The sequence below is a fragment of the Enterococcus sp. AZ095b genome, from assembly GCF_051714725.1.
In the GTDB taxonomy this organism is placed as follows: domain Bacteria; phylum Bacillota; class Bacilli; order Lactobacillales; family Enterococcaceae; genus Enterococcus_B; species Enterococcus_B pernyi.
In genome coordinates, this window is the sequence record NZ_JBIOSL010000001.1 from 2,566,298 (window position 1) to 2,582,137 (window position 15,840).

The 15,840-nt window shown below is 37.8% G+C and carries 17 protein-coding genes and 1 other annotated feature; of the genes, 6 read left to right on the forward strand and 11 right to left on the reverse strand.

Annotation, left to right across the window (positions count from 1 at the left end; all coding sequences use genetic code 11):
- Position 1: 1 nt before the first annotated feature.
- From IGJ99_RS12295 to IGJ99_RS12305, 3 genes are all read left to right on the forward strand, one after another.
- Complete coding sequence (locus IGJ99_RS12295; RefSeq protein ID WP_023520339.1) at positions 2 to 709, forward strand: GntR family transcriptional regulator; 708 nt, start codon at positions 2 to 4, stop codon at positions 707 to 709.
- Positions 710 to 976: 267 nt separating this feature from the next.
- A complete protein-coding gene (locus IGJ99_RS12300; protein ID WP_438748682.1) occupies positions 977 to 2,140 on the forward strand; it encodes a glycoside hydrolase family 88 protein in 1,164 nt (387 codons plus the stop codon).
- A 12-nt stretch (positions 2,141 to 2,152) separates the two neighbouring features.
- Complete coding sequence (locus tag IGJ99_RS12305; protein ID WP_224434264.1) at positions 2,153 to 3,940, forward strand: glycoside hydrolase family 35 protein; 1,788 nt, start codon at positions 2,153 to 2,155, stop codon at positions 3,938 to 3,940.
- 63 nt (positions 3,941 to 4,003) lie between these two features.
- Here the strand turns inward: IGJ99_RS12305 and IGJ99_RS12310 are convergent, their stop codons facing one another.
- The 7 genes from IGJ99_RS12310 to IGJ99_RS12340 all read right to left on the reverse strand — a co-directional run bounded on the left by IGJ99_RS12310 (position 4,004) and on the right by IGJ99_RS12340 (position 10,280).
- On the reverse strand, positions 4,004 to 5,140 hold the full coding sequence (locus IGJ99_RS12310; RefSeq protein ID WP_010734294.1) for an AI-2E family transporter: 1,137 nt from the start codon (positions 5,138 to 5,140) through the stop codon (positions 4,004 to 4,006).
- Positions 5,141 to 5,247: 107 nt separating this feature from the next.
- Positions 5,248 to 5,961 carry an MgtC/SapB family protein gene (locus IGJ99_RS12315; RefSeq protein ID WP_010734293.1) on the reverse strand — a complete coding sequence of 238 codons (714 nt, stop codon included), beginning with the start codon at positions 5,959 to 5,961 and terminating at the stop codon, positions 5,248 to 5,250.
- Between the two features lie 141 nt (positions 5,962 to 6,102).
- Positions 6,103 to 6,804: a glucosamine-6-phosphate deaminase gene (gene nagB / locus IGJ99_RS12320; RefSeq protein ID WP_023520342.1), complete on the reverse strand. Its 702-nt coding sequence runs from the start codon at positions 6,802 to 6,804 to the stop codon at positions 6,103 to 6,105.
- 219 nt (positions 6,805 to 7,023) lie between these two features.
- Positions 7,024 to 8,238, reverse strand: coding sequence for an MFS transporter (locus tag IGJ99_RS12325; protein WP_409173612.1), 1,215 nt, complete (start codon positions 8,236 to 8,238; stop codon positions 7,024 to 7,026).
- A gap of 80 nt (positions 8,239 to 8,318) precedes the next feature.
- Positions 8,319 to 8,996, reverse strand: coding sequence for a TVP38/TMEM64 family protein (locus tag IGJ99_RS12330; RefSeq protein ID WP_010734290.1), 678 nt, complete (start codon positions 8,994 to 8,996; stop codon positions 8,319 to 8,321).
- A 615-nt stretch (positions 8,997 to 9,611) separates the two neighbouring features.
- Positions 9,612 to 9,962 (reverse strand): hypothetical protein, encoded by a 351-nt coding sequence (locus IGJ99_RS12335; protein WP_010734288.1) that lies wholly within the window; start codon positions 9,960 to 9,962, stop codon positions 9,612 to 9,614.
- Positions 9,963 to 10,085: 123 nt separating this feature from the next.
- Positions 10,086 to 10,280, reverse strand: coding sequence for a hypothetical protein (locus tag IGJ99_RS12340; protein ID WP_019722298.1), 195 nt, complete (start codon positions 10,278 to 10,280; stop codon positions 10,086 to 10,088).
- A 560-nt stretch (positions 10,281 to 10,840) separates the two neighbouring features.
- Between IGJ99_RS12340 and IGJ99_RS12345 the strand changes: the two genes are divergently transcribed.
- A complete protein-coding gene (locus tag IGJ99_RS12345) occupies positions 10,841 to 11,098 on the forward strand; it encodes a hypothetical protein (RefSeq protein ID WP_010734286.1) in 258 nt (85 codons plus the stop codon).
- A gap of 334 nt (positions 11,099 to 11,432) precedes the next feature.
- On the opposite strand, the gene rplL is transcribed toward IGJ99_RS12345, so the two are convergent.
- The 4 genes from rplL to rplK form a co-directional block, all read right to left on the reverse strand.
- Positions 11,433 to 11,801: a 50S ribosomal protein L7/L12 gene (gene rplL, locus IGJ99_RS12350; protein ID WP_010734285.1), complete on the reverse strand. Its 369-nt coding sequence runs from the start codon at positions 11,799 to 11,801 to the stop codon at positions 11,433 to 11,435.
- 58 nt (positions 11,802 to 11,859) lie between these two features.
- Positions 11,860 to 12,363, reverse strand: coding sequence for a 50S ribosomal protein L10 (gene rplJ / locus IGJ99_RS12355; RefSeq protein ID WP_010734284.1), 504 nt, complete (start codon positions 12,361 to 12,363; stop codon positions 11,860 to 11,862).
- 170 nt (positions 12,364 to 12,533) lie between these two features.
- Positions 12,534 to 12,659: a sequence feature (ribosomal protein L10 leader region), on the reverse strand.
- A 79-nt stretch (positions 12,660 to 12,738) separates the two neighbouring features.
- Complete coding sequence (rplA, locus tag IGJ99_RS12360) at positions 12,739 to 13,428, reverse strand: 50S ribosomal protein L1 (RefSeq protein WP_010734283.1); 690 nt, start codon at positions 13,426 to 13,428, stop codon at positions 12,739 to 12,741.
- Positions 13,429 to 13,529: 101 nt separating this feature from the next.
- Positions 13,530 to 13,952 carry a 50S ribosomal protein L11 gene (rplK, locus tag IGJ99_RS12365; RefSeq protein WP_010734282.1) on the reverse strand — a complete coding sequence of 141 codons (423 nt, stop codon included), beginning with the start codon at positions 13,950 to 13,952 and terminating at the stop codon, positions 13,530 to 13,532.
- 320 nt (positions 13,953 to 14,272) lie between these two features.
- Between rplK and sdaAB the strand changes: the two genes are divergently transcribed.
- The gene (gene sdaAB / locus IGJ99_RS12370) at positions 14,273 to 14,941 is read left to right on the forward strand and encodes an L-serine ammonia-lyase, iron-sulfur-dependent subunit beta (protein ID WP_010734281.1); all 669 of its coding nucleotides are present in this window, start codon (positions 14,273 to 14,275) and stop codon (positions 14,939 to 14,941) included.
- Positions 14,942 to 14,956: 15 nt separating this feature from the next.
- The gene (gene sdaAA / locus IGJ99_RS12375) at positions 14,957 to 15,829 is read left to right on the forward strand and encodes an L-serine ammonia-lyase, iron-sulfur-dependent, subunit alpha (RefSeq protein WP_023520400.1); all 873 of its coding nucleotides are present in this window, start codon (positions 14,957 to 14,959) and stop codon (positions 15,827 to 15,829) included.
- The last annotated feature ends 11 nt before the right edge of the window (positions 15,830 to 15,840 follow it).

The following is a 15,840-nucleotide window of genomic DNA, read 5'->3' on the forward strand; positions in this document are numbered from 1 at the left end:
GGTGATTCCCAAATATGAACAAATTAAGCAAGAATTATTAGCTGAAATCAAAAATCATTTATTTGTTCCTGGAGATAAGTTTTACTCAGAAGCAGATATCAAGAAAAAATATTCTGTCAGCTCGATCACAGCCGTTAAAGCATTGAATGAGCTTACAACCGCTGGCTATCTCTATCGCGTCCAAGGGAAAGGGACCTTTGTTTCTAAATCAAAAGTCTCTCAATCAGTCAAATTCTCAGATATCGAATTACATTCATTAGATAAAGAGAAGGTCAAGGTCGTTTCGATAGAAGAAGCGCAAGAACCTGAAATTTTAGAAGAACTTGGACTACCAAAAAATGGTTCTTATTATCGCATCAAACGAGTGCGATATTTTGAGGATATCCCTTTCCTTGTGCATATCACTCATCTGCCAAAACGTTTGGTCAAGGAACCTATTAGTAAAGACTTATCTCAATACTCCAGTATCTACGAGAGAGTGAGAAAAGATTTTGGGATCGACCTCTTCTCTCTTTCATCTGTTGAGACGAATGAAATTGTCTTTCCCGATGATCCAGAATTATTGAACTTGTTAAAGTTAAGCTTTCGCGAACCAGTCGTCAAACAAGTCAAGCATTCTTTTCTTGCCGATCGAAGCGTAGCCGAATATATCATTAGTTATAAGCACTGGAAATATTTCAAAACAAAAATCGAAGTAGAAGCAGAATAAGTAGAACGGTAATAGCCGTAATTTCGCACCCATTGAATTAAATAAGCAAAACCAGAAGGAATCCATCAGACCGTTCTTTGAACGTTTTGTGGATTCCTTCTTAACTATATATATCTATCCATGATCGGAGTTACCTACTTTAAAAAATAAATAAAGTTATTTATTTTCCGATCTTTCTGTTTTTTTATTTTGCCATTCGCTTTTTCTGATTATTTAGGTTATACTAGTTTAAAGTTAATATGTTAACAAATTAAGAGGAGTGGTATGATGGGATTACAACAAACAAAAGATTCCCTTATTTCCATAAGTCAGTCTGTCAATAGCGCCTGGCTAGCGAAGCAAATTGATTGGTGTTGCCAAAAAATCGAACATAATATGACACGCTACGGTCTAGATTTTCCGTCGGCTTGCGCAACAAATGGGATCTATCGGATCAAACCTAATGATGACTGGACGAATGGCTTTTGGACTGGCATGTTATGGTTGGCTTATGAATGGACTGGCAAAGAGAAATTTCTCGTACGTGCTATGGAAAATATCCATAGTTTCAAAGAGCGTTTAACCACACATCACGTATTAGATCATCATGATATTGGTTTCTTATATAGTTTATCTGCTGGTGCAGGCTATCGTTTAACCAACAGCTTATTATGCAAAGAAGAATTGCTTCAAGCCGCAGATGTCTTACTTGCACGTTTTCAAGAAAAAGGACAATTTATCCAAGCCTGGGGCGCGTATGGCGATCCAAAAGAGTATCGCTTGATCATCGATTCATTGATCAACTTACCTTTATTGTTCCAAGCTTCTGAGATTTCAGGTAATGATCATTATCGAGAAGTAGCAAAGAAACATTACGAAACAGTGTTACGTACCGTTGTTAGAGAAAACGCAACAACTTTCCATACGTATTATTTTGATCCTTCAACCGGTACACCAACTCACGGTGCCACACATCAGGGAAATAGCGATGCGTCGATTTGGGCACGTGGCCAAAGTTGGGCTGTTCTTGGGATTCCTTTAAATGAAAGTTATTTAAAAACTTCGTCTTTACCTACAAATTATGAAGCAATCGTGGATGTCTTTTTGGCACATTTGCCAGAAGACCTTGTTCCTTATTGGGATTTTGATTTCACAGATGAACATCCTTCTGACAAAGATAGTTCAGCCTTAGCGATCACCGCCTGTGGATTATTAGAAGCCGCAAATATGGAAGCGTATCCTCAGTCTGAAGAATTAGCGAAAGGAATGCTCTACCAATTAGGCGAACATTACACATCTTTGTCCGAACCTGATAATGAAGGTCTATTACTACATGGCGTATATGCCCATGCAGAAGGTAAAGGAATCGATGAACCTAATCTTTGGGGCGATTATTTCTATCTAGAAGCTCTGATGCGTTTAGCAAAACCCTCGTGGAAAAAATATTGGTAAGGAGAAACCAACATGCAAACTTTTGAAATAAAAGAAGACTTTCTTTTAGATGGGCAGCCGATCAAATTGATCAGTGGCGCCATCCACTATTTCCGTCTTCCTCAATCGCAATGGGAAGATAGCTTATATAACTTGAAAGCATTAGGCGCAAATACTGTCGAAACCTATATCCCTTGGAATATCCATGAACCCAACGAAGGACAATTCAACTTCGAAGGAATGAATGATTTCACTGCTTTTGTTGCACTTGCTCAACAACTTGGCTTGATGGTCATTTTACGCCCTTCTGTATATATTTGTGCAGAATGGGAGTTTGGCGGTCTACCCGCTTGGTTGTTAAAAGAACCAGGTATTCGTTTGCGTTCGACGGATGAACGATTTATGACAAAAGTCAAAAAATACTATGATGTCTTACTGCCCAAGATCCTCCCTTTACAAATTTCAAACGGTGGCCCTGTTATCATGATCCAAATCGAGAATGAATATGGTTCTTATGGGATGGAAAAAGCGTATCTACGTGAAACGAAACAACTACTAGAGAATGCCGGCATCACTGTTCCTCTATTTACTTCCGATGGCGCTTGGAATGAAGTATTGGATGCTGGAACGCTGATTGAAGATGATGTATTCGTCACTGGTAATTTTGGTAGTCATTCTAAAGAGAATAGTGCGGTCTTGCAAACCTTTTTTGAGAAACATGGGAAAAAATGGCCCTTGATGTGTATGGAATATTGGGATGGTTGGTTTAATCGCTGGGGCGAGCCGATCATCAAACGAGATGCTCAAGACCTAGCGAATGAAGTCAAAGATATGTTAGAAGTCGGTTCTTTGAATCTGTACATGTTCCATGGAGGCACCAATTTTGGTTTTTATAATGGCTGTTCCGCACGTGGAAATACCGATTTACCACAATTGACAAGCTATGACTACGATGCGTTACTCACTGAAACGGGTGAACCTACAGAAAAATATTATGCTGTCCAACAAGCAATCAAAGAAGTTTGCCCCGACGTATGGCAAGCAGAACCACGTACAAAACAATTAGAGTCTCTTGGTAGTTACCCAATTGATACTAGCGTTTCTTTACTAAACACAAAAGAAACACTAGCAAAAGCGGTACCTACCGCATATCCTATGACGATGGAACAAGTCAGTAATGGGTATGGTTACGTCTTATATTCTTTGGCATTGAAAAACTATCACCATGAAAACAAAGTGCGGATCATCGAAGCAAGTGATCGAGTTTCTGTTTATGTGGACGAAACCTATCAATTGACGCAAGACCAAACAACGATCGGTGAAGAGTTCATGATCCAAGGAAAGACAGAAAATGAAGAAATCCAATTAGATGTACTAGTAGAAAATCATGGAAGAGTCAATTATGGCTCAAAATTGAATAACCCGACCCAAACAAAAGGGATTCGTGGCGGAATCATGCAAGATATCCATTTCCATCAAGGCTATCTACATTATCCTTTGCCACTATCAGCCGAGCAACTTCAGCTGATCGACTATCAAGCTGGCAAAAATCCAGCTCATCCTTCGTTTTATCACGTATCATTTGATGTAGCCGAGCCGATAGATACGTATATCGATTGTTCCAACTATGGTAAAGGAGTGATTTTTGTCAATGGGATCAACCTTGGCCGCTATTGGAATCGTGGACCGATCTATTCACTTTATTGTCCAAAAGATTTCCTTAAAAAAGGGGAAAATGAAGTGGTGATTTTCGAAACAGAAGGCGTCGAGATCCACTCTTTAGATTTTCTCGCAGAACCGAAAGTTGAGCAAAGTGTTTGATAATGATAACTAAACAAAGACGAGAGTCATCATCTGATGACCCTCGTCTCTTTTCGTTGACAGTTATTCATGTTCTAATTCAATTTTCTTGGGTTGTTCTTCTGCTGGAACTTGTTCAAACTTCCGCAATAAATAAATCTTACGAATATTCAATACTAATGTTTTGATCACCGCATACACAGGGATACAGATCAACATTCCCATGATGCCAGCAACACTTCCTGCACCGATCAATACTAAAATGATCGTTAGTGGATGAATGTTCATTGTTTTTCCGAAGAGTAATGGCTTGATCACATTGCCATCCAATTGTTGGATAACAAGAATGGATAACGCCATGTAGAGTGCTTGAAATGGCGAAATAAACAGTCCGACAATAATAGCTGGTACTGCACCAATAAAAGGGCCAACGTACGGTATGATATTCGTCACTCCGCAAACGACTGCCAGCAACAAACTATACGGCTGCTTGAAAATCGTCATTGCAATAAAACTCATCACGCCAATGATCACTGCATCCACAATCGTGCTACTGATATAAGCAGATAGTGTTTCATTCAACTCTCTGACCGTTTGGCGTAATTCTCCTCGAATTGCTTGAGGAAAGAAAGGCGATAACGCATCGATAAATTTATGTCCATCTTTGAACATAAATAATAAGATGAATGGGACAGTAAACAATAAAATAAAGAATTGCATCATAAAAGAAAGAATTCTTGAAACGCTCCCTGTCAGACTAACCAACAAGATATTGAACAAGTTGCTCAACGACAAGTTGGCAGACGCAAACTGTTCTTCTAGATTCAATGAACGAAACTCTTCTCTTTGCATGATCTCAGTCAACCAACGACTTGTTTCGTCTGCATATGCAGGGATACTTCTGGTTAATTGCACTGCTTGATCAACCAATTGAGGCAAGATGTTCATGATGGTCAAAAAGACGATCACTAATAAAACGATCAATGTCAATAGATAGCCCAACACGCGTGGTACTCGATGTTTTTCTAAAAACAAGACAACTGGATTAAACATGTAATAGAAAAATCCAGCAATGATCAACGGCATAATGATTGCAGATGCCATTCTTAAAATCGGGTGAAACACATTTGGCATACGTAAAATAAAGAAAACGCCAATAATCGTTAAGACTAATTCCACTGTCCAAAATAACAATTTTGACTCTTTGAACCTTGAATACATAGATATCCTCCAAATTTCATGCTTACAGATACTCTTATTTTATCATTTATTCATCGGTAAAGCGCTATTTTTTCTTTTATTTCTTGTTATTTAAAAAAAGTGGTTACTTAGGTAGATAAACTAACCAGATGTAAGTTAGTAATATTTTTATACGTGGATAATTCTTCGATCACTTCTGCATACGTCAATCCTTTTGGTAAATCGATCGTATAAACATTTTTATAAATACGGTAATCATCCACAAATTTTACATCAAAATTGACATCCTCGATCGTAATGTTTCTTTTTTCAAAATAATCATTCAAGAAATCCTTGGTTTCTTTTCGATGAATAAATTGGATCACTAATTTTTTCGTTGTTGGTACATGGATGATGCGCTTCACTACAGTCAATGCAAACACAATACCGACGAAACTAGTGAGTGCAATGGCATAAAAACCCATTCCGATTGCAATACCCAATCCTGCGATTGCCCAAAGTGAGGCTGCGGTCGTTAACCCAGTCACTGATTGTTTCGTAACAATGATCGTACCTGCTCCTAAAAAGCCGACGCCACTGACAACTTGTGCAATCAAGCGAGCTTCATCTGAACGGAGGGTCCCAACTAATTCAGGATACTCTAATGCATTTCTCAACGCACCACTGGCAATTTCCACTTGGATCAAGGCAATAATACAAGCCCCCATACAAACCAAAATATGTGTACGCATCCCTGCTGGACGGTTTTTATATTGTCGCTCAAAACCAATTGCTCCGCCAAAAAGCAATGCGATACTCAATCGTATAATAATTTCTGGTATGGATAAAACCATATCCTCCATGAATATCCCCCCTCCTATCAAATATAGCACGACTAAAAAAAACAAACAAAATATAACTATTTTTTATGACCTAAAAAAAAGCCACTGTGCCAGACCATCTGATAAAAACCAGATGATCTCCAGTGACTGAAATCTTTTCTATTATAATTTGCTTGCTGCTGCTTCATCAACAATGACTATCACGTCATCATGATTTTGCAAAGCACTTGCTGGCATATCTGTGGTAACAGGTCCGTTGATCATTCCTTTGATTGCTTCTGCTTTACTTTCGCCATAAGCCATCAAGACGATTTTTTTACCGTTTAGAATTGAGCCGATTCCCATAGAAACTGCTTTCGTTGGGACGTCTTCCACTTTATCAAAGAAACGTTTATTGGCATTGATTGTTGATTCAGTTAAATCGACAACACTTGTTTTTCCATCAAATGGAGCACCAGGCTCATTAAAACCGATGTGACCGTTTTGACCGATCCCTAAAATTTGGATATCGATTGGATGTTCTTCAATGATTTGGTCGTAGGATTGACAAGCTTGATCTAAATCAGCTGCTTTTCCATCAGGTACGAATGTTTCTTTAAATGGTTTCTTGTCAAATAATTCAACATTCATAAAATGGCGGTAGCTTTGATCATCTGAGCCACCTAATCCAACATACTCATCCAAGTTAACAGAAGTCATGTTACTGAAATCCATGTCGCTTGAAGTCATTTCTTTATATAAAGTGATTGGCGTACTCCCTGTTGCTAAACCTAGAACTTTCGCACCATTTTCCATTCCATTTTTAATTATCTCAAAAGCTTTTTTTCCGCCTTCTTCAGCATTTTTCACACGAATGATTTCCATAACGATTACTCCTTTTGTTTTGGTATAGCCCAATTATAGCACCTTTATTTCAAAATGACAATATCTGTATAGACCAAATATGCCATAATTATCAAAATATTATTGATTTCATCAAAACGTAACTAAAAGTTCCAGAATCAAAAAAAACTATAAAAGTCATCCATCTCTAATGGCTTTCATAGTTTTTTTGTCAATTCATAGTACTAGCCTTATTCCTATTTAGGAATCTAGTGATTGTTGGATGTTTTTTCTGCGAGTAGAGAAATAGTATTGAAAAATAAACGCGCACAATTGGAAAATCAGTCCCGTAACAGTCACACCTACCCAACCATAATGCTGCCACATCATTGAGCCTAATAAAGAGCCTGTTGCTCCACCGATAAAGTACATAAACATAAAAATCGTGTTGTTGCGGTTACTTGTTGCTTCGCCAAGACCTTGTACTCTGCTTTGATTCGCTACTTGCCCGAACTGGTTCCCAACATCTAATAAAATGATTGCAACTAATAGGACAGCAACATAATCACCAGCAATGAATAAGGCTAGGAAACTGATTGTCTGCATCACTAAGCCCATGCCAACGATTCTTCTTTCTGAATAACTATCCGCCAAGCGGCCCACGATCGGCGCAGCTACTGCTCCCGACAAACCAAAGATTGCCAAGATCCCTGCTTCAAAAGTTCCCCAACCATAGGCTGGACTACTGATATAAAAGATCAGCGTTGACCAAAAAAGCGAAAACGTTCCAAACATAAAAAAGCCATTGATTGCAGCTTCACGCAACAATCGTTGCTCTTTGACGAGTTTCGGTAAGCTTTTTAGTGAAGCAAGATAAGAGACTGTTGACTCTTTTTCCAACGTTCCTTGTGTTCTCGGTAATTTTAAATAGAGTAGCACAGTGAGCGCTCCAACTAGGCAAAGGGCAAATAGGTAAACACTACGCCAAGAAAACCAACTGGCAAGAAGTCCTGAAACAGTTCGAGAGAGCAAGATGCCCATTAGTAAACCACTCAATAAGATCCCCATGGTTTTTCCTCGCGCTGCTGGTCCTACAAGTACGGCGCCGTAAGGAATAATGATTTGCGGAACGATCGATAGTAGACCAATCAAGAAAGAAGCAACTGCAAATAGAGCAAAGTTTGGTGCGAAAAAGGCTGCTAATAAGGATAGTGCAGATAATCCCGCCATGCGAATGATCAATTTAGGTCGATCGACAACATCCCCTAATGGAACTAAAAATAATAATCCTAATGCATAGCCTAACTGAGTCAGCATCGTCAACAAACCCACAGCACTCGTATTGACTGATAAATTTGCCGCTACTTTTGTGCCAATTGGTTGGATATAATACATATTTGCGACGACTACTCCACAGGTGATCGCTAATAATAAAATCAATGATTTCGAAAGCGGTGTTTGCTTATTCATTTCCATCGGATTCCCCCATTTCCTTTCTTAGTTTACAACTTCTTAGAATAATTGAAAACAGGGAGGCTCAAATAAAATAAATAAAGTTATTTAACTAAATGTTTTCTTCGATCTCGATAGATAATGACCACCAATACTGTTAAAACTAACACACTAGCGACCAAAACAAGTGCTTTTATATGTTCCCCATGAAACAATGCTTCTCCGCCACACGCATATAAAAGGGAAGATGGCACTACGCCGATAAGGATCGATAATAATAACTCACGAACCGAAAGATTTAAGGAGGTTGCGGCAAAGTTCACGACAGAAGACGGAATCACCGGTACCATATAGCCGATCATGACTCCTATTTTTGGATGCTTCATCCGACGTATTGCTTTGACCCAACGATTCTCTTTTTTACTATGATCCATAAAGGATAAATGTTGCATCAAAACGATCGATAAGATATTTCCAAGTGCATTGCCTGTTACATTGATAACTGTTCCTAGAAATGGACCATAACTTAGGCCGACGACCACACCGATCACAGAAGTAGGAATACCTGGCACCGCACACATCAAACTGATCAATAACGTCAAAATAAACGCAGCAGATACTCCGTGTGAACGAATTTCTCGCATCCATTCTTTGCGACTTGCCCGTGGATCTAGCAATAAGTGGATATCTGGTCGATACTCTAAATAAAGTTGATAGCCAACAAACAAAATCAGCAGTAATCCTAAACCAATCAGTGTATTACGTATATATTGCTTTTTCATAGCGACTTCTTCTCCTCCTCAGACTTACTCACTGTTAGTGTATCATTAGATGAGGAAACAGAACAAACGTGATACTTAAAATACCAGACTTTCAATCACTATTATTCTAAACATGCTGAAGGCAATACAATTCGCTCAAAAAATACCGGAACTACTCATGTTAAAGTTTCGGTTCATAATCATGAATAGAAAAGATTTAATTACTTTTATTTTGCAATAATTCACTACTTTTAGTTTACCTTGGTGGCTTTAATATCTGGCTTTCTAATTTTTCATTTATTAATATTTCCTATTTCTTTCTACATCGTAAGAGGATTTTTTCGATTCATCAGACTTTACTATCAGAGGATTTATTGTACATGAAGTCTATAGCTACGTTTAAATTCAATATTTGCCATTTTCATCACTGCTTTTATTGCTTCATCTGAAGAGTCGAATTCATACTTACTCTTTTCGAATCCCTCTTCAACTATTGTATATCGTTCTTGATCATAACTGATAAGTAAATAGCGATCTTTTTTGAACGTAAGAATTTTTAACTTAAAACAATCCTTCGATTTAAATTTTCTTTTCAAAAATTGCTTTAATTGCTTTTTACAAATCATGTTCATTTTACTATGCCTCTACTTTCTTCATAGACTTAGTAATTCTGTGATTTTTATTGAATCGATGGACAAATCTATTTACTTCTTTATCAAATAATTCTTTTTTTAACGTTCGACTAATATAAAAAACTTGTACCTTTTTATCCTCTATCATAAAAGCAATTCGAAAATTTTCTTTTCCTAAGCGGATTTTCATTTCATAAATTGATTGTTTTACAGGTGTAACAACAAGTTTGATTCGATAAAAGTTGTGTGTCAAATACTCATTCACTTTATATAAGATTATTTCTTGATACCTTTTTGATTGATTCTCAGAAAATATATTCAGAATTTCTTTACTGACTTTAACTTCATATGTCATGCCTATCCCTTCTTACATATATTTTTAAAGTCTATCTATCCACACTTTCTCACTGATAACCTTTATAAAATTAAGCATGTGTTGTCCTTCTATTGCTTTGTCTGATTAAAGTTTCAATCATTTTCACTTTTCTATGATAGTGACATTTGCTTTTCCACAAGTTAATTCTTGTTCTAATATTGACTTTATTTGCAATGCACATTCTTTTGAAAATGGTTCAGCCTCTTCCCAGGATCCTAATAATGGATAATTATGGCGTACCGTTTTAACATACTGTTTATTTTTTACTCCTCGCGTTTGGACTTCTACATAATACATAACTATACCTTCTTTGTTAAATTATTTATGTAAAGGCTACTCTTTCAAGCAGCTGAGAAAAAGTGGCAGAAAACACAGAAGCTCTGGTGAGACTAATTGAGGGTTGCAACAACAAGCCTTTTGTCCTAAAAGTTGGATAGAAGATCATGCACCACAACATAATTATAGTCTATAAAAACAAGGCTTTCTATTCGTTTTAATTATATATGTTATAAAAAATGCCATCCGAAGATGGTTAGCGCATAAGCTTTTACCTGTATTATAATTTTATAATTATTGATGACTTCTATTCACTTCAACCGCTTTAATATCAAGCTTTTAATATTACTAATAGTTTCTGTGCTTTAATGAAAATTACTATCATTTTTAGTTACTCCACCAAAGTATAGCTCAAAAACCCACCACTTTTTCAATCAAATAATCCTATGGAGGGGATAAACTATCAATTGTTGAGTTCTTCTACTCCTTTATGCAAATAAGCATATATAAGGGTTTTATTTTGAAGAATTTTTGGCAACGTCCTATACTTAAATTATCAAATAAAAAGGACGTGAAGATAAATGTCAGATTTAGAACACAAAGAAGAAAAAGCTTTAGACAAAATTGTTGCTACAGTCAATAAACTGGATAAAGAATTAAATGAACTTGATACGTTATCTGAAAATCCAGAAAAAAAACACAACCTAAAAAAATGGTTAGTTGAACGTAAGGCGATTCATGAAATCAAAAAAATTCTTCATGAAGCTGATAAATACGAAAAATATGATGAAAAAGAACTTGATAAAGAATTTAAAGAAATTAATGATCTATTACAATAATCTGTTTAAACGACTCATTTTGAGTCGTTTTTTTTATACAAAAAAACGACCAGAACGAGTCTGGATAATAGTTGAGTTACAAGAAGATTGTACACGTACCCAAATTCCTTTTAGCTACCATCATCTATCGCCAACTATATCTAATTACGAATAAGTTTTAGTAATATACTTGATGAACACCTTTCTTTTCTGCAACTCCTCATGGTCAAATGGTTTTTATGTTTTTACTTGTGTTGCTACGGTTTAGAACTAGAAATAAAAAGCATTTCAAAAAACAAAAAAAGGCTAAAAACCTTAATCAATAAGGTTTTTAGCCAATCAAAAATCAATAAAATTATTTAACTGTTACAGAAGCGCCAACTTCTTCAAGTTTAGCTTTTAATTCTTCAGCTTCTTCTTTAGAAACGCCTTCTTTAACTGGTGCAGGAGCGCCATCAACTACAGCTTTAGCTTCTTTCAAGCCTAAGCCAGTTGCTTCACGAACTGCTTTGATAACTTTAACTTTTTGGTCTCCAGCTGCAGTTAATTCTACAGTGAATTCAGTTTGTTCTTCAGCAGCAGCACCGCCACCAGCAGCAACTGCAGCTACAGGAGCAGCAGCAGATACGCCAAATTCTTCTTCAATAGCTTTAACTAGGTCGTTAAGTTCTAGGATAGTTGCTTCTTTTAACTCAGCAACGATGTTTTCAATGTTCAATGCCATTTTTGTTTCCTCCATTTTAAATGTTCTTTTTTTATTTATTGTTTATGCTATGCGGCGATTAAGCTGCATCTCCATCTTCTTTGTCTGCGACTGCTTTGACAGCGTAAGCCACGTTGCGGACTGGCGCTTGTAGTACAGATAGCAACATAGATAGAAGTCCTTCGCGGTTTGGCAATTTTGCCAATGCTGTGATTTCTTCCAATGTAGATACTTTACCTTCGATAATACCGCCTTTGATTTCTAATGCTTTTGCTTCTTTAGCAAATTCGTCCATGATTTTCGCTGGTGCTACTACATCTTCGTTACTGAATGCAACGGCTGTAGGGCCAGTGAAAACTTCGTCCATGCCTTCTAGGCCGGCTTTTTTCGCTGCACGTGAAAGGATTGAGTTTTTGATAACTTTCATTTCAACGTTAGCTTCACGAAGTTGTTTACGTAAGCGAGTTACTTCATCAACAGTTAATCCACGGTAGTCAACTACGACTACAGAAGCTGCTTCAGTAAATTTTGCACTTACTTCGTCAACGATTGCTGCTTTTTTTGCGATAATTGCTTCACTCATTTTTGAGTTTCACCTCCTGAATTTTGATGGAAGAGTTTTTTACGACTGAATCGTTTGTTCATCATCTAATCACTGCGTTCTTAGTGATTCTACTCGCTTGCGCTCGAAAGGAGACTCCTTTCGCTCAACTCAATGAGTATTGTTCATCATCTAATCTCTTCGTTCTTAGTGATTCACAACAAAAAACTCTATGCCACCGTAGACATAGAGGGACTATTGAATATATTCAATAAACGTCCTCGGTAGGAAATTAAGGCTACGCCACCTACTGTCTTCGGTACAAGTTAATTATTAACCTCAACTAGCTTAGCACGCTAAACTAGTTGAGTCAAGAATTATTTTTCAGTTGGATCAATCAACGTTCTAATCGTTGGATTAGAAAGAAGCTTGGTCTACATGGATACCAGGTCCAAATGTTGTTGTTACAGTAATGTTTTTCATGTATTGACCTTTAGCTGCAGATGGTTTAGCTTTCACTAATACATCATGGATCGCAGCAAAGTTTTCAACTAATTTTTCGTTGTCGAAAGAAACTTTACCGATTGGTACGTGGATGTTTCCAGCTTTGTCAACGCGGTAAGTTACTTTACCAGCTTTTACTTCGTTGATTGCTTTTGTTACGTCCATTGTTACAGTACCAGTTTTAGGGTTTGGCATTAAGCCTTTAGGTCCTAATACACGTCCTAGACGACCAACAGTAGCCATCATGTCAGGTGTTGCAACAACTACGTCAAAGTCAAACCATCCGTTTTGGATTTTTTGAACCATGTCGTCGTCACCAACGAAGTCTGCACCAGCTGCTTCAGCTTCTTTTGCTTTGTCTCCTTTAGCAAATACTAAAACAGTTTGTGTTTTACCAGTTCCGTTTGGTAATACAACAGCTCCACGAATTTGTTGGTCTGCTTTTTTAGGGTCTACGTTTAGACGGTATGCAACTTCAACTGTTGCATCAAATTTTGCAATGTTTGTTTCTTTCGCTAATGCTACTGCTTCAGCGACAGAATAAACTTTACTTGAATCCACTTTTTTCAATGCTTCTTGCATTTTTTTGCTCTTTTTAGCCATTTTGGTTCCTCCTTGATTGTGGTTATAACGGTTGTACCTCCCACGTGTCCTATACCTTTCAATACAGGGCCAACTGAGAAGCTACTTTCTTAGGGTGTAGATTATTCTACAGTGATCCCCATGCTTCGTGCAGTTCCTTCAACCATGCGCATTGCTGCTTCAACGTTAGCTGCGTTTAGGTCTTCCATTTTTAATTCAGCGATTTCTTTTACTTGATCGCTAGAAACTTTAGCAACTTTATTTTTGTTTGGTTCGCCTGAACCTTTTTCGATTTTCGCTGCTTTTTTCAATAATACTGCAGCTGGTGGTGTTTTTGTAACGAATGTGAATGAACGGTCTTCGTATACAGAAATCACAACTGGAATGATCAAACCTGCTTGATCAGCTGTACGAGCATTGAATTCTTTTGTGAATCCCATGATATTGATACCCGCTTGACCTAGTGCAGGACCTACTGGGGGAGCTGGAGTTGCTTTACCTGCAGGAATTTGCAATTTAACGATTTTTTCTACTTTCTTTGCCACGAGACATACCTCCTTAAGTCCGTGATGTGGTTAATTGGAGATGCATATTTCTCCTCCCACGTATTGTCAGTTGATCTTAAAACCAATTGACATATCATGTACATAACGAATGCACACTGATACAGTATAGCAAATTTTTCTCTTTTTTCAACAATTTTTTCTGATTATTTTCACCTTTATCCAAAAAAAAGCTAAATATCTGGTTAAAACGTGAAGAAATCTCTTTATAAATCGCTTATTTATGCTAAACTTACGCCTGTATGAACCTAATACATATTATATATAACAAATAAGTTCTTCTATTCTAATGAGGTGAAATAATGAAAGATCTAAAATACAGAAGTGTATTTGATATTATTGGTCCTGTCATGATTGGACCGAGCAGTTCGCATACTGCTGGAGCAGCAAGAATCGGAAAGATCGTCCGTAGTATTTTTGGTGATCAACCAGATTCTGTTGACATCTACCTATATGAGTCTTTTGCCAAAACCTATCGTGGACATGGTACTGATATTGCCTTAGTTGGAGGATTATTAGGCATGGAACCTGATGATTCTCGTTTAGCAGATTCGTTAAGGTTGGCTCATGAAGCAGGTATGGAAGTATTATTCGTACCTAAAAGTGAAAAAGCCGATCATCCTAATTCCGTCAAAATGTTGTTGAAAAAAGGCAGTCGAAAGCTTTCGGTTACAGGCATCTCAATTGGTGGGGGTAACATCCAGATTTCTGAATTGAACGGCTTCAAGATTTCATTAAGCATGGGAACACCTACCTTGATCATCGTCCACCAAGACGTTCCTGGCATGATTGCTAAAGTCACCAATATTCTTTCAGAAACCAACACCAATATCGGTACAATGACAGTTACTCGTGAGTCAAAAGGCGAAAATGCCATTATGATCATGGAAGTGGACGATCCTCAAGTAGAAGATACCGTAAAAAAACTAAAACAGTTACCAAATATTGACAGTGTCAATTATTTCGAGTAAAGGAGCAGACGAGGTATGTTTTTATCAATTGAAGAATTAGTCCAACAAGCACAAGACTACCCTAGCGTTGCCGAATTGATGATCGCAGTTGAGATGGAGATGAGCGGTCGTTCTCGTGAGCAGATCATCAAGATCATGGAAAAGAATCTACTCGTGATGGAACAATCTATCGCAGAAGGAAATGCCGGCGTAACTTCTGTCACAGGAATTACTGGCGGCGATGCCAAAAAGATGGACAACTATCTTTCTAACGCTGATTTTCTTAGTGGCGAAACAATCTTGACCGCGGTTCGTAATGCGATTGCTGTGAACGAAGTCAATGCCAAAATGGGATTGATCTGCGCAACGCCTACTGCGGGCAGCGCAGGAGTTGTCCCAGGTGTCTTGATGGCCGTACGTGATCGTTTGCAATTAACCCATGAACAACAACTCGACTTCTTATTTACAGCTGGCGCTTTTGGCTTGGTCATTGCAAACAACGCATCAATCAGCGGGGCTGAAGGTGGCTGTCAGGCAGAAGTTGGATCGGCGAGTGCGATGGCTTCGGCTGCCTTGGTTTGTGCGAAAAACGGCACAGCTCACCAAGCCGCCCAAGCGGTGGCAATCACGCTTAAAAATATGATGGGTTTGATCTGCGATCCTGTAGCTGGTCTCGTCGAAGTCCCTTGCGTTAAAAGAAATGCTTTAGGTTCGTCACAAGCATTCATCTCAGCTGATATGGCTTTAGCTGGCATCGAAAGCGTGATCCCACCTGATGAAGTAGTCGCTGCCATGTACCAAGTGGGCAGACAAATGCCTTCGATTTTCAAAGAAACAGCAGAAGGCGGACTTGCAGTGACACCTACCGCGAAACGACTAACTAAAGAAATCTTAGAAAAACAATCATAGTTACTTCTTAT